The 13,340-nt window shown below is 49.8% G+C and carries 17 protein-coding genes and 3 pseudogenes; 17 read left to right on the forward strand and 3 right to left on the reverse strand.

The window, feature by feature from the left end; translation table 11 throughout:
• From BDD30_RS06680 to BDD30_RS06730, 11 genes and pseudogenes are all read left to right on the forward strand, one after another.
• Positions 1–2,072: pseudogene (locus tag BDD30_RS06680) on the forward strand (DNA primase); the annotation flags it as partial.
• The gene (xerC, locus tag BDD30_RS06685; protein ID WP_015835428.1) at positions 2,059–3,189 is read left to right on the forward strand and encodes a site-specific tyrosine recombinase XerC; all 1,131 of its coding nucleotides are present in this window, start codon (positions 2,059–2,061) and stop codon (positions 3,187–3,189) included. The pseudogene BDD30_RS06680 and the gene xerC, both read left to right, overlap by 14 nt.
• Before the next feature lie 845 nt (positions 3,190–4,034).
• Positions 4,035–4,712, forward strand: a complete 678-nt coding sequence (locus BDD30_RS06695) for a hypothetical protein (protein WP_015835432.1) — start codon at positions 4,035–4,037, stop codon at positions 4,710–4,712.
• Positions 4,709–5,008, forward strand: a complete 300-nt coding sequence (locus BDD30_RS06700; protein WP_015835433.1) for a hypothetical protein — start codon at positions 4,709–4,711, stop codon at positions 5,006–5,008. Before BDD30_RS06695 ends, BDD30_RS06700 begins: the two co-directional genes overlap by 4 nt.
• 8 nt (positions 5,009–5,016) lie before the next feature.
• The gene (locus BDD30_RS24065; RefSeq protein ID WP_015835434.1) at positions 5,017–5,220 is read left to right on the forward strand and encodes a hypothetical protein; all 204 of its coding nucleotides are present in this window, start codon (positions 5,017–5,019) and stop codon (positions 5,218–5,220) included.
• On the forward strand, positions 5,208–5,498 hold the full coding sequence (locus tag BDD30_RS24070; protein WP_015835435.1) for a hypothetical protein: 291 nt from the start codon (positions 5,208–5,210) through the stop codon (positions 5,496–5,498). Before BDD30_RS24065 ends, BDD30_RS24070 begins: the two co-directional genes overlap by 13 nt.
• Positions 5,495–5,758 (forward strand): hypothetical protein, encoded by a 264-nt coding sequence (locus BDD30_RS06710; protein WP_015835436.1) that lies wholly within the window; start codon positions 5,495–5,497, stop codon positions 5,756–5,758. The genes BDD30_RS24070 and BDD30_RS06710 overlap by 4 nt, the downstream gene beginning before the upstream one ends.
• Before the next feature lie 56 nt (positions 5,759–5,814).
• On the forward strand, positions 5,815–6,336 hold the full coding sequence (locus BDD30_RS06715; protein ID WP_015835437.1) for a TNT domain-containing protein: 522 nt from the start codon (positions 5,815–5,817) through the stop codon (positions 6,334–6,336).
• Positions 6,333–6,665: a hypothetical protein gene (locus BDD30_RS06720; protein WP_015835438.1), complete on the forward strand. Its 333-nt coding sequence runs from the start codon at positions 6,333–6,335 to the stop codon at positions 6,663–6,665. Before BDD30_RS06715 ends, BDD30_RS06720 begins: the two co-directional genes overlap by 4 nt.
• Positions 6,666–6,701: 36 nt before the next feature.
• A complete protein-coding gene (locus tag BDD30_RS06725) occupies positions 6,702–7,403 on the forward strand; it encodes a hypothetical protein (RefSeq protein WP_015835439.1) in 702 nt (233 codons plus the stop codon).
• Positions 7,404–7,499: 96 nt separating this feature from the next.
• Entirely contained in the window at positions 7,500–8,042 is a 543-nt protein-coding gene (locus BDD30_RS06730) for a DUF3916 domain-containing protein (protein ID WP_015835440.1), read from the forward strand.
• A 67-nt stretch (positions 8,043–8,109) separates the two neighbouring features.
• Here the strand turns inward: BDD30_RS06730 and BDD30_RS06735 are convergent, their stop codons facing one another.
• Complete coding sequence (locus BDD30_RS06735) at positions 8,110–8,247, reverse strand: hypothetical protein (protein WP_015835441.1); 138 nt, start codon at positions 8,245–8,247, stop codon at positions 8,110–8,112.
• A 261-nt stretch (positions 8,248–8,508) separates the two neighbouring features.
• Between BDD30_RS06735 and tnpA the strand changes: the two genes are divergently transcribed.
• The 5 genes and pseudogenes from tnpA to BDD30_RS24980 all read left to right on the forward strand — a co-directional run bounded on the left by tnpA (position 8,509) and on the right by BDD30_RS24980 (position 11,265).
• On the forward strand, positions 8,509–8,811 hold the full coding sequence (gene tnpA, locus BDD30_RS06745; protein ID WP_041382323.1) for an IS66 family insertion sequence element accessory protein TnpA: 303 nt from the start codon (positions 8,509–8,511) through the stop codon (positions 8,809–8,811).
• Positions 8,805–8,984, forward strand: coding sequence for a hypothetical protein (locus tag BDD30_RS24075; protein WP_071823750.1), 180 nt, complete (start codon positions 8,805–8,807; stop codon positions 8,982–8,984). Before tnpA ends, BDD30_RS24075 begins: the two co-directional genes overlap by 7 nt.
• A gap of 105 nt (positions 8,985–9,089) precedes the next feature.
• A pseudogene (gene tnpC / locus BDD30_RS24630) lies at positions 9,090–10,592 on the forward strand (IS66 family transposase).
• A 55-nt stretch (positions 10,593–10,647) separates the two neighbouring features.
• A pseudogene (locus tag BDD30_RS06760) lies at positions 10,648–10,959 on the forward strand (ATP-binding protein); the annotation flags it as partial.
• A 156-nt stretch (positions 10,960–11,115) separates the two neighbouring features.
• Positions 11,116–11,265: an nSTAND3 domain-containing NTPase gene (locus BDD30_RS24980; protein WP_387795993.1), complete on the forward strand. Its 150-nt coding sequence runs from the start codon at positions 11,116–11,118 to the stop codon at positions 11,263–11,265.
• 45 nt (positions 11,266–11,310) lie between these two features.
• On the opposite strand, the gene BDD30_RS06765 is transcribed toward BDD30_RS24980, so the two are convergent.
• Together BDD30_RS06765 and BDD30_RS06770 are read right to left on the reverse strand one after the other, a co-directional pair.
• Positions 11,311–11,988: a lysis protein gene (locus tag BDD30_RS06765; RefSeq protein ID WP_015835448.1), complete on the reverse strand. Its 678-nt coding sequence runs from the start codon at positions 11,986–11,988 to the stop codon at positions 11,311–11,313.
• Between the two features lie 60 nt (positions 11,989–12,048).
• On the reverse strand, positions 12,049–12,480 hold the full coding sequence (locus tag BDD30_RS06770) for a lysozyme (RefSeq protein ID WP_041382327.1): 432 nt from the start codon (positions 12,478–12,480) through the stop codon (positions 12,049–12,051).
• A gap of 434 nt (positions 12,481–12,914) precedes the next feature.
• On the opposite strand from BDD30_RS06770, the gene BDD30_RS23500 reads away from it, so the two are divergent.
• Positions 12,915–13,061, forward strand: a complete 147-nt coding sequence (locus tag BDD30_RS23500; RefSeq protein WP_170152947.1) for a hypothetical protein — start codon at positions 12,915–12,917, stop codon at positions 13,059–13,061.
• Positions 13,062–13,340: the final 279 nt, after the last annotated feature.

Below are 13,340 nucleotides of genomic sequence, written 5' to 3' on the forward strand. Positions count from 1 at the left end.
CTCACAATGCAGATGTGGCTAAACCGGCTGCCTTAGCCGCCCCACCAGAGCTGACTGTTGCCCCCGTGCCTTGTGAGCGCACGGCCTGCGGTGAACTGCTGATGAAAAGCGGGCCCCGGGTCTGGCGGATACGGGGGATGAAAAAATCGCCGGTGCCCGATGTGATGAAAGTCAATGTGCAGGTGCGGGATGAAACGTCCGGCCTGTTCCATGTGGATACACTGGACATGTATCACGCGCGGCATCGTCAGAACTACATCAGCACGGCGGCGCAAGAGCTGGAATGCGAGCTGTCGGTCATCAAACGCGAAGCCGGGCGGGTCTTGCTGATGCTGGAGCAGCAACAGGACGCGCAACAGCAGGCCGACGCCGAAGCCTCAGGGACAACCGTAGTCACGGTCAGCGCAGAAGATGAAGCCGCCGCGCTGGCGTTGCTGACATCGCCAAACCTGACAGAACAGATTATCAACGACATGGCCGCCTGTGGCGTGGTCGGCGAATCGACCAATCTGCTGACCGGGTATCTGGCGGCAGTCTCGCGCAAACTGGATAAACCGCTGGCCGTGTTAATCCAGAGCAGCAGCGCGGCAGGCAAGAGCAGCCTGATGGAGGCGGTGCTGAACCTGATGCCGGAAGAGGAGCGTATCCAGTACTCGGCGATGACCGGGCAGAGCCTCTACTATCTGGGAGAAACCAGCCTGCAACACAAAATACTGGCTATCGCCGAAGAGGAAGGCGTGCGGCAGGCGGCCTATGCCCTGAAACTGTTGCAGTCGGACGGCGAGCTGAAAATCGCCAGCACCGGCAAGAACGAACAAAGCGGCGAACTGGTGACGCGGGAATACAAGGTACAGGGGCCGGTCATGCTGATGTTAACGACCACGGCCATTGATGTGGATGAAGAGCTGCTGAACCGCTGTCTGGTGCTGACGGTCAACGAATCGCGCGAGCAGACGCAGGCCATCCACGCCATGCAGCGGCACCGTCAGACGCTAGAAGGGTTGCTGGCTGACTCGGAGAAAGGCTATCTGACGCAGTTACACCAGAACGCCCAGCGCCTGTTAAGGCCGCTGAGAGTGGTCAACCCTTACGCCCATCAACTGACGTTCCTGTCAGACAAAACCCGGATGCGGCGCGACCACATGAAATACCTGACGCTGATACAGGCCATTGCGTTGCTGCACCAGTACCAGCGGGAGGTGAAGAAAACGACCCACCGCGGACAGGTCATCGAATATATCGAAGTCACGAAAGCGGACATTGCTCTGGCCAACCGGCTGGCGCATGAGGTGCTGGGGCGCACGCTGGACGAAATGCCGCCGCAGACCCGCAAGTTGCTGTTGCTGATACAGGAGATGGTCGGCCACATCGCGCAGCGCCAGCACTGCCAGCCAAACGAGGTGCGCTTTACCCGGCGGGATATCCGCGCCTTTACCCACTGGAGCGACAGCCAGCTGAAGAACCACTGTCAACGCCTGACGGAAATGGAATACCTGCTGTTGCACGGCGGCAGCCGGGGGCACCTGCTGCATTATGAACTGCTGTGGGACGGGGAAGACAACGGCGCCGCCCATCTGTGCGGCCTGCTGGAGGTGGGGGAACCGGACGCAGAAACCGCCGGCAGTGAACGCAAGTCTGACGTGGAAGCAGATAAGTCTGCCCCAAGTCTGGGGCAAGTCCGGCCTAAGTCTGAGGAAGAAAAACCCGCGTCAACCCGGACAGTACAAGGGTTAGACAGTGCGCAAGTCCGGTCAGATGAAAACGCAGTTATTAAAGAAAATCATCACGGAAACGCATTGCCTGTGCCCGACAGGGATAAAACGCCGGCAGCCATCCCGACAGGTCATGAGAGCAAGTCTGACTTAACTAAACGCCAGTCTGCCTCAAGTCTGGGCCAGGTCCGGGTTAAGTCTGGGATGAAAAAATCCCCATCAAGGCAGGCAGAACACGGGGTCAGCGTGCCGCAAGCCGGGGTAACGGAAAACACAGTGATAAAAGGAAAAAAGAAAACGCGCCCCTTGTCTGCACCCGCCCCTCAATCTCAACCGGAGGTCAATCATGGCAAACCGTAAACCCCGCAAGGGGAGTCTCCTGACCGTTAATGACGTCTACCGTCAGCCTGTGGGGCCGGCGCACGACCCGAAGAGTCTGTATGCGTTGTTGCTGCGCTTTGTGGTGTGGCGGCAGGAGCGGAACTGGTCGGAGACGACATTGAAAGTGCAGACCCATCACACCTATCGTTTTATCCTGTGGGCCACCGAACGGGGCCTGTACTATGCCGCGGATATCACCCGGCCGATACTGGAACGTTACCAGCGTTATCTGTATCAGTACCGCAAGACCAACGGGGAGCCGTTAAGCACCCGAACGCAACGTACCCAGCTGGAGCCCTTGAAGGTCTGGTTCAAATGGCTGACGAAACAGAACCTGATACTGGCGAACCCGGCGGCGGACCTTGAGCTCCCCAGACTGGAAAAGCACCTGCCGCGCTATATCCTGACCATCGATGAAACCGAACAGATACTGGCGCAGCCTGACCTGACGACGTTGCAGGGGGTACGCGACCGGGCGTTGATGGAGTTGCTCTGGTCAACCGGGATGCGTCGGGGCGAATTAACCCGGCTGGATGTGTACAGCGTTGACGGGTCACGCAAAACGGTGACCATCCGGCAGGGCAAGGGGAATAAAGACCGGGTGTTGCCCCTCGGCGAACGGGCCTTAAGCTGGCTACAGCGCTATCAGCAACAGGTGCGGCCACAACTTATCGTCAATCCTGACGTCAAGGCATTATTCGTCGCGATGGATGGGCTGGATGGCTTACAGGCCAACGGTATCAGCAATCTGGTGACAGCTTATATCAACGCGGTGGGTATTGAGAAAAAAGGGGCCTGTCACCTGTTCCGGCACGCGATGGCGACCCAGATGCTGGAGAACGGGGCAGACCTGCGCTGGATACAGGCGATGCTGGGGCATGCGAGCGTGGAATCAACCCAGGTGTATACGCAGGTCTCCATCCGGGCCTTGCAGGCGGTGCACGCCAGTACGCATCCTGCGGAGCAGATGGCAGACGAAAAAGCCGGCGACGCCGATGAGGTGGGTTTACTGGCCGACCTGTACGCCGAAGCTGACGCCGGCACAGACACGCCGCCGGACGGTTCGGCGCCGACCTCAACTCCCGATACCCGCTGACTGTCCGCCCGCCCCCGTTGAGTCAGGCGGGTACGGTGTGGGGGCAGACCGTGGCCGGACTGCCCGTTGGCCTCGGCGCACGCGGGGGTAAATAGTCGTCAGGCGGCCCAACCGCTGGCGTCCCCGCTAAGCCGGAACAGGCCGCCCAACGCCTATTGAACATAATGCGGGGGAATTATACGCACTGCGCCGATAAGCAAAGGTAACCACCTGAGCATCCATGAGCGGCTTAATGCGTATAATTGGCATTATGTCTGGCGCCCCCGCGGGTTAGCATCGGAGGGTGCGGCGCACAAGGCTGACGCCTTCTGCTGTAAGCCGCTGAGCCGGCCATCGGCAACCCCAAGTTCTTCTTTAGCTGCCGCGTTATCGTCCGGTTAACACCCCTGAAGGCAGGTCGGCCTGCGGCCTCCGCTAATTTACTGCCCCCCGCCCCAACCCTGCTTTACTGGCTGCGCGCGGCTCACACTGCGCTGCGCTCCGTTGCTCGTTCCCGTGCTCGCCATCGCCGCCCCGTGCAGCCCCCGGGGGCTTCCCTGAACAAAACCGGGTGGTCATGCAAAGGCCATGCGCAACCCGAAGCCACAGTGCCTCAGAGCGTCGCAGGGGCGCCGCTTGCGGGCTCTGTGCCGCCCGCGCCCGCAGAACGAGCGTCCGCCGCCCAGGCAAGCTGGGCGACGTTCGCCCGTTGCCGAAAAGGGCGCTACGCTGACAAAGGCCCGGCGGGAAAAACGGGCCGTCGGGGGCGAAAAGCGCGTCAGGGGGTTTTGGGTTCGGCGGTGAACGGACATTGGAAAAAACGGGTTGTAACTGACTGAGAGCATTAGGAAAATCGGCGTTCGTCGGTGAAGTTCGCACTGGAATGGGTTGTTACTGACAATAATGCATTGAGTTTGCCCAAAGGGATGGCGGATTACGGTCGGTCAGCATCCAGTCTGGCTATTGCTATGTTAAATGAAGGTAAATCCCCGCAAGAGATTTCAGCGGCATTGTCAAAACATGCCAAAGGCGATCACCCGGCAGGACAAGATCCGGTAAGAGGGCTGTTAGTCGCTTGGGGAGCTGGTGCTTCTGCTGTGGGAGGGACTATAGTTGCCCCTGTTACTGGGGCGGCGGCAGTAATTGGTGGAGGTATTTTAGGCGGAGCAACAGATGCCACCAAACAACTTTTAACGTTGAAACCAGGAGAACACTATAGTGCAACAGATACACTGATAGCGGTGGGAACAGGCGCATTAACTCAAGGTAAAGGAACGCTATTTAGCACCCTTGTTAATACAGGAGGCGCTTATTTAGGAAGTAAAGTTAAAGGAGAAGATCCTACAACCTCAATGTTAGGCAATGCAGTTGGCACTATAGTTGGCAATAAAGTAGGCGGGAAATTTACTAATGAAATGCTCTCTAAAGGTTATTCTAATAAAGCTTCCGAAATTGGTGGGACCATTATCGGAAATTATGCGGGAACTGTGACGGATTACATTGCGGAAGAAGGAATGAAAAAAACACAAGGAAGAAAGAAATGAACAATAAAAGAGGCATTATTTTTAGACTAAAACAATTTATCTATTTAGTCTTGGGATGGGGGATCATTTTTTCAGTATGTTGCATGATTAGCATTCCCTTAACATACCTTATTATACTTTTTAAAGAGGGTTATTTTCTTTTAGACATTCAACCAGCCATTAATGGATTAAAATTCAGTATAAAAGTAGGCGGTGGTGGTGGGGCAGTATTTGGATTTTTTATTTATTTATTTAGTCTAATAGAAGAATTTTGCAAGAAACTTTCTTCATCAAACAAAAACAAGGAGGAGGAATAAGATGTCTATTGTCGACAACTGACAATAATGCATTGAGTTTGCCCAAAGGGATGGCGGATTACGGTCGGTCAGCATCCAGTCTGGCTATTGCTATGTTAAATGAAGGTAAATCCCCGCAAGAGATTTCAGCGGCATTGTCAAAACATGCCAAAGGCGATCACCCGGCAGGACAAGATCCGGTAAGAGGATTGATAACAGCATGGGAGCGGTAACGCAGGGCAAAGGGTTTTGGTTTACAGAAGTGGCGAGTATTACTGGTGCGTATGCAAGTGCTAAATTGCAAGGGAAAGATCCGTTGTCCCCTGCAATTGGTGCAGGTATTGGTAACGTGATAGGTGCAAGGACCGGTAAAGTAGTTACTGATAAATTTAAGCCTGTAGTATCAGGAACTGTTGCTGAAGTCATTGGTGCGGGTTCTGGTGCAATAAGCTCTGAAGTTGCAGGCAGTACAATAGAAGATAAGTTAAATAAAAACTGGAGTAAGAAATGAAATCTACGATTGTTTTTCCATATTTATTGTTTTTCCTGACTCTATCCACTATTGCATCGTTATTTATTACAACTTTACTTATAAGATTTGTCGTCGGCGTTATTGCGTATTATCAATTTGGCGAAATAGACTTTAGTCTTAATGATGTTATATACGCTGTTAAAGTGGGGATTTCAGGAGGGATACCTTTAGGTATTGGAGCGTGGATTTTAGCTAACCTAAAAGAAAGCAAAGAGAAATTTCCCCCTTCTGGTCCTTAGCAAGTAAGAATTCTGGCCTTCTGACCAAGATTTTTGCAGATAATAATGCCCTTAGCATGGGACGTCTGTTTGGTTCCGAAGGTGCTAAACATTTTGAAGGCGCGGGTTCACTGGCTCAAAAAATGGTTCAATCCGGGGCAACACCGGAAGAAATAAACGCAGCCTTAACTCACTACTTGAAAGGACAAGTCCCCGATGGTCAGGACCCGGCAACCGGATGGTCTCAATATGGTAAATATCGAAATGAAAAAGGGGACTGGAACTGGCCCCCAAATAATGGCGCTATTTCAGGAAGTGTTTCACAAACAACCATCCCAAAAGGAACTATCCTCGATAGATTTGGATCTGAAAAAGGATATTTTGTATCACCTTCAGGAGTTCCTTATTCCGAGCGTTCGTTAGCTCCAGGAACAGCAGCATATCCGCCTGTTAAGTATGAAGTTATAAAACCTATCCCAGCAGAAAAAGGGACTATTGCTCCTGCATTTGGAGAGCCTGGTGGCGGTGTTCAATATAAATTGAATGATACGATAGAAGAATTGATCAAGAACAAATATATCAAGAAGGTTGAACAATGAGATTAGAGCGTGATTTGGCTGAAAATATTTTGGCAAAAGTTGTTAATATGAAATTACCTCTTGATGAAATATTTCATGAAATAAATAGGTTACTCTCTGATCATGGAGTGATGGATGATGTCTATGCTCTTAATCAACCAGATATAGATGACAAATATTGCTTGCATTTAGAGGAAGGTTTCTGGGTGTCGTATTATTCAGAAAGAGGAGGAAGACATGGGCTATGCATTTTCTGTAATTACCATGACGCAGTTAGATATTTTATCTGGAATTTATTACGTAATATTTTGCCTGATATACAGTGGGAAAAAATAAATATTTATGGATAGTCTTTGAGCTAGAAACTTATCCACCTTGCAATTCATGTGGACAACAATCGCTTAAGCGTTGACCAGAATCACTCAAGGAGTGAGGAGCTGGTCAACTATCATGGTAATACCAGTTGCCGTTCTGCTGTCAGGGATAAGTATCGTCCGGAATACGATAAGGTTCAGACGCGAATAACAAGCTGTACCGGTGCTGAACAATGCGTTGCGGTTGCTAAAGAGCTGCGGGAATTACAAGGTGATTACAGTACCCGGATGAGTGAAATTCAGGAAAAAGCCAGAATGCAGGGGCTGGATTCCCTCACACCGGCAAAAGTGCGGGAATGGGCTGATTTGCGGGGTGCGATGTCGAATATTGATGCCTCCCGCAATTTGGTGCTCCATCGTGCCCAAGTCACCGGTGGCTCAGAAGAAACGACCCAGGAAATCGTGAAGATTATGGGGCAGACAGGAATTGCTGCATCTGCGGGAGTGGCCGGAAGGATCAGTAAAGCTGGAGCAAAAGGCGGTGGAGATGTTGGAAAAGACAAGCAATCGTATCAACCGAATCAGAGAGCTGTTGGGAATATGAAAGAATTTCTTACTCAACCCGGTTTTGGTACTCAAATAAAAAATAGTACACAAAAAACCAGCCAAATATATCAGGGGCAGAGTGTTTACAAAGCCAATAACAATATTGGAAAAGTGATTAAAAAAGGTGATCAGCTATATCTTGATGGTCAACATAAAAACCATCTTTAGGTTTTTGATAATAAAGGAAAATTTAAGGCTGTCTTAAACTTAGATGGCACGGTAAACCAGACCAAAACTGATGCTGCTAAAGGAAGGAAATTATAAATGTCTATGCGTAGAATAGCGTTGAGCAATAAAAAACTGCGTGGTATACCACGTAGACTACGTTCCTTGAAAATATGGTCCGAGTCATATAAGGCCTATTTTCCTGTTATTACTGAAAATGATTATTCTTATGGTTACTGGAATGTGAAAATTCCGGTGCATTCAGCCTTGGTACAAGGAAAACAGACAAATAAAAACATTCAATCTATTTGTGCTCAATATTTGATAGATGCAGCTTATAACCTTTATAAGGCGAAGCTAGACAGCGAAAATAATATAAGAATTACTTGTTCCATTGTATTGCCTGATATGTTTTCAAGTGAATTATGTATATTCACATCTGAGGAATATTTCAATGAACATACGCGTAACGGATATAGTCGGTTTGGTAAAATAACTTTATTGAGTGAACGAAGCTTATGCAAAGAATGGAACTTACGATTACCCGATGGTTTTTCAGAGCTAGGTGTTTCTAGAATAAGTGAAGATGACGAGGGAAAGCCTTATTATTCTGAATATTGGTATATTGGTGAAGTTAACTAAGGGTAAGAATTTATGTTTTAAATATAAATCTCGGCCAACAACGCCGAGATTTTACTTTATATACCGGCTAATTATCCTTCATTAGCCAGCCGTATAACCAACAGCCCGTGCTACGATCTTCATGGCGGGTACTGGTATACCCCACCTTATAGCTGCGCCGGGCTTTTGAAATCTTCCAAGCTGCATTACAATCGCGGTTAGCCATGATTAACTACCTCTGATAGTTGGTGATGGTAAGCAGCGTTATCCGGGTAGCCGCCCGGATGCTACATTAATAAAATCGCCTTTTCTGTAGCAAATCCTTTCTACGATGTCAGTAACTGCGTCATCTTTGAACGTTTAAGCAAACTGTCCATTAACACAATCAGCGCCTGCTGATCTGTAATGCTCCGGTCGTCTCACCTTGTTCTTCCTCTCCGGCCCCTGCACGCTACTGCTTCCTTATCTTCACCTAGAGACTGACACCATGAGCCGTAGCCGATATACCCCGGAACAAAAACAGCAACATGTGACCCAATGGCGCCACAGTGACCTGACCCGAAAACAGTATTGCGAACAGCATCAGCTGAATTTTTCCTCTTTCCGCGACTGGATTGCCGACAGTAACAAAATGCGCCAACCTCTCAGCCAGACACTGCCCGCCCTCTTGCCGGTTTCACTCCAGCCTGATGACGCGCACACCGTCACCCTGCATACCCCAGACGGCTATGCCATCGCCTGTCCATTGACGCTGTTGCCTGACGTGATGCGGGTACTGGCCCGATGCTAAAACCGCAACAGCTCTTTCTGGTGCGAGAGCCCGTCGACATGCGCCGGGGCATTGATGCCCTGACCCAGCACCTGGCGGGACTGAATTTGCGCTGGGACCGACACGGCGTCTGGCTGTGTACCCGCCGTCTGCACCGTGCCCAGTTTGACTGGCTCATCCGCGGCATTCACTAGCAACAGGTCGAGGGGAATGACCTGTCCGGCTGGCGAAGCTAATTCCGCTACCCCGGTCACACTTTTACCGGATAACGGCAGGGCATTATCCGGTACACTGTCGGCATGACGCTCAATGACTTAATCGCGCTGGATGACCCCGGCCAGTTCCGCCTGCGGGCACTGGCGCTGCTTCTGCAACAAGGTGATTATATTCGCCAGCTGGAAGAGGCCCTGAAACAGGCGCAACGCTGGCGTTTCGGCGCGCACAGTGAAACCCTGCCTGCCGGCCCCAAACGCAGTCAGTTCAAGGAGGATGCCGACACCGATATTACGGTGCTGGAAACCCAGCTGTCACGCCTGCATATCAAGGAAAACGCGCCCGCGTCTCATCCTAAACGTCAACCTTTGCCGGCGACATTACCCCGAGAAGATATCCGGCTGGCGCCGGAGACGGAGAGCTGCCCGGATTGCGGTCATGCCCTGCGCTTTTTGCGCGATGAAATCAGTGAGCGGCTGGAATACCGTCCGGCCACGTTTATCGTCCGGCGTTATGTCTGTCCGCAGTACAGCTGTGCGGCCTGCCAGCGAATTCATGCCAAAGCCCAGCCCGACTGATTGAAAAGGGCATTCCAGAGCCGGGGTTGCTGGCTCAGGGGGTGGTCGCCAAATATCGTGACCACCTGCCGCTCTACCGTCAACAGCAAATCTATGCCCGCAACGGCGTAACCCTGGCCCGCAGCACCCTGTCGGACAGGGTGGGGCAGGTGGCTGTGACGCTGCAACCGCTGGCCGATGTCCTGAAGCAGACGCTGCTGGCGTCCCCGGTGCTGCATGCCGATGAGACCCCGTTGCCGATACTGGCGCCGGGAAAAGGCCAGACCCAGCGCGCCTATCTGTGGACAATATGTTACTGGCCCCGATATCTCGCCGGCAGTGGTGTACTATGAGCTGCATCCCGGCCGCAGTGGCCGTTATGCCCAGAGCCTGCTGAAAGACTGGTCGGGCGGCACGTTGGTGACGGATGATTATGCCGGTTACAACGCGCTGCATGCCCGGGCGGATATCACCGAAGCGGGTTGCTGGGCCCACGCCCGCCGCAAATTCTTTGACCAATACAAAGCGAGCCAAAGTCCGGTAGCGAAACAGGCGCTGGAAGGTATCCGGGAACTGTATAAACTGGAGCGAAAAATTAAACACCAGCCGCCGGATAAACGGCGTCAGTGGCGACAGCGTTATGCCCGGTCGAGGCTGAATGAGTTCCGGTCCTGGTTGCAGACGATGCAGACCCAAACGGCCCCCCACTCCGGGTTACGCAAAGCGATAGATTATACGCTGAAGCGCTGGGCGGCGCTGGTGTGTTATCTGGATGACGGTCGGGTGCCGATAGACAACAACCGGGCGGAGAATGCGGTCCGGGGTGTGACGCTCGGTCGAAAGAACTGGCTTTTTGCGGGTTCACTGGCTGCGGGGCAACGGGCGGCCATGATAATGAGCCTGCTGGAAACGGCCAAAGCCAACGGACATGAGCCCTGGGTCTGGTTGCGTGATGTCCTCAGTCGGCTGCCTGTCTGGCCGAACAGTCGGCTGAATGAACTGTTGCCCTGGCCTGATAATACTTTCAGTTAACATCCCATTGTGTTGTTGTCTGACAACGCAAGGTGAGTTCACCGGAACATTACGATACAAGGTGTACTACTACCGTCTGAAAGCGTTAATGGATCTGTGCTACCAGGGACATGCGGACGGAAGATACAGCAAATTACTGACAAAGCTGAATTACAGCGATCTGCTGGAAATAGTGGATCTGATGTACCCGCGAGGGTCAATCATCGTCGTAAGCCAGTTACCGGTGGATAGCTGGTACAAAATGATAGGCGACTCAACCCATGCGGATGCCATCCTGGATCGTCTGGTTCATGGCAGTATCAAGATAGAACTCAAAGGAGAATCAATGCGAAAAATGCAAACATCATTGACCAATGGAGATCAGTAAAGTTACTTTAAAAAGGGTTCTGTGAAAGTGACATGAACCGATCTCCATCAAAGTTACTCAGTGATCTCCATCGTGGTAATACGCAGCAGCAACAATTTTCCGGCTAAATATGTCCAGAATCATGTAAAGATAAAAATGTTGACCTTTTGCCCCCAAATGTTAGACACTACATATATCTACAATCGTGCGCAACAGAACCTAAAACAGGGAGCTTTTCCACTGCTGAGTGAAAGCCAAGCAATAATCGATATACATGACCTATCCGAGAGTAAAAAGCAGCAGATTCTTTATAAGCATCTCAAGTGACCTCTCAATCACTTCAAAGCAATATTTTTCAGGAAATTAGCACCGCTAACGCAAACATTCAGTACGAATATACTCCTGTAAGTACTTCAATTTTTGCTGATCACGGATGATCCCCTCTCGGACAGCGAGAATGTTTTGTCCAGCGTCTGCAGCGAGCTCGATGGGGGCATCATGGCCCACGCGGCAGGCGGCTGTACTTTCGCTGGTTCCAGACACGGGACGCCTGCCTGCGACATACATCCGGTGAGTGCCAGTGGCAAGTTGAGTACGCAAAGTATTATTTTCGCTTTCAGCATTGTTCAATTTCTCCGTATGTTGCCTATCCAGTTCGATCAGCTGTTTTTGGCGCATGTTCATTTCGGTAAGGATCGCGGCTTGCTGTCTGGCTACCTTTTCGACCTGTTGTGCCTTGTCGCGCCAGACTACAGCCTTACTGTGATAATGATCAGTTGCCCAGCTCAGTGCCAAGAGGACTATCGCCAGTGCTGTATAAAGATACATTCGTAAATTCATTCCAGTTTCCATCCCGTTTGTCCATAAATTATGGGCACTTATGTCATCACTAAGGGCTGATGTGATGGCTAAACCAACAACTACCGCTGCCGGTATATTATTAAATACGTGGTCAGTATCAATCGGCCATCCTGTTGTCTGACATCGTGCGTTCTCATCTTTCTGTCCCACAAACCGCTGGATAAACAGACAGACGGGTACAGGCCGCATCCTGCTCTACAACGGAGTCTTACCCTGACAAAATACGTCATGATTTTGTCCCGATACTGGTTACACTGGTGTTTCAAACAACATTTTTTCGGCTTCCCGCCGACGCACCAAACCAGCCAGTTTTTGCCCACCAGCATTCACCCAGCGCAACAATTCACCTGCCGCGCCGGCATAATCTCCAGCGTTCAATTTTTTCAGCAACACTGAAGAGCGGAAATTCCCTGCCCCCAGATTGAAAACAAATGACACCAGTGCATCGAACTGATGCTGGTTAATCGAAACACTGACCGCATTGTTTACCGTGCGTTCAGCATCAGCCACATCTCGACGTAAAAAAGCATCTGCCTTTTCAGCGCTGATAACATCTCCAAGACGTACTCCAGCAGTATGTCCGTAACCAATAGTCCAGACGTTTGCTGAACACTGATAGGCATGAAGGCGAAGACCTTCAAAATGTTTTATCAGTTCAAACCCTTTTTCACTCAGCTTCATTCTCTCCTCCGTTAAACAGGTTATCTTTACGCTGTGAACAAAAACACACAGCGTCAGGTTAATCACTGCCACGCACTGTCGGGCCTAATAATACTTACCGGTTAGTACTTTGATGGTTACTGCACCATATAAAACAATAACTTAATATATTAATAAATAAGAAGTGATGTCTTATTTCATATCTTTCTTCAACGTCATACTAAGAATCTTCTTCAATATCAAAAAAGTATTTTTCCTCCGTTTTTTTCTATTGTTTCTTTTAAAAATGGCATATATGTTTCCTCTATAATAATTTAGTTATCCAGGGTAGACTCTACTTTTTAATGCCTATTTTATAGTAGAATTCGCTTAAAACGAAAAATAATAATGCCTATTACATTAACTATAAATAGAACCTCCCAAGATTTTATCCAAATAAATGAGAAATCATTTAATTGATACTATTATATACCCTATGGATTTCAAGATGCATCGCGACGGCAAGGGAACGAATCCCCGGGAGCATAGATAACTATGTGACCGGGGTGAGTGAGTGTAGCCAACAAAGAGGCAACTTGAAAGATGACGGGTATAATCAGTAATATGCACATATCCAGCATGATCGCCAAATCTTCTAAATATTTTCTTAAATAAAGAAGCTTTTTATATTTAAACATTTACAAACCCCATATAATAGTAAAAATTGTCATATATGAAATAATTTATCTAAATCCTACTATTTATCTATACGGTTATTTCAACCGAATAATACCGCTATTACCTTCCTATTTCATAAAATAAACCAATGAATTTTCAATAAATAAAATTTAACCCACAAATAATTTTTCATTACTCTAAATTAATTACTTATACGAAACCAA

Origin of the sequence: Photorhabdus asymbiotica (assembly GCF_003634575.1) — a bacterium.
In the GTDB taxonomy this organism is placed as follows: Bacteria; Pseudomonadota; Gammaproteobacteria; order Enterobacterales; family Enterobacteriaceae; genus Photorhabdus; species Photorhabdus asymbiotica.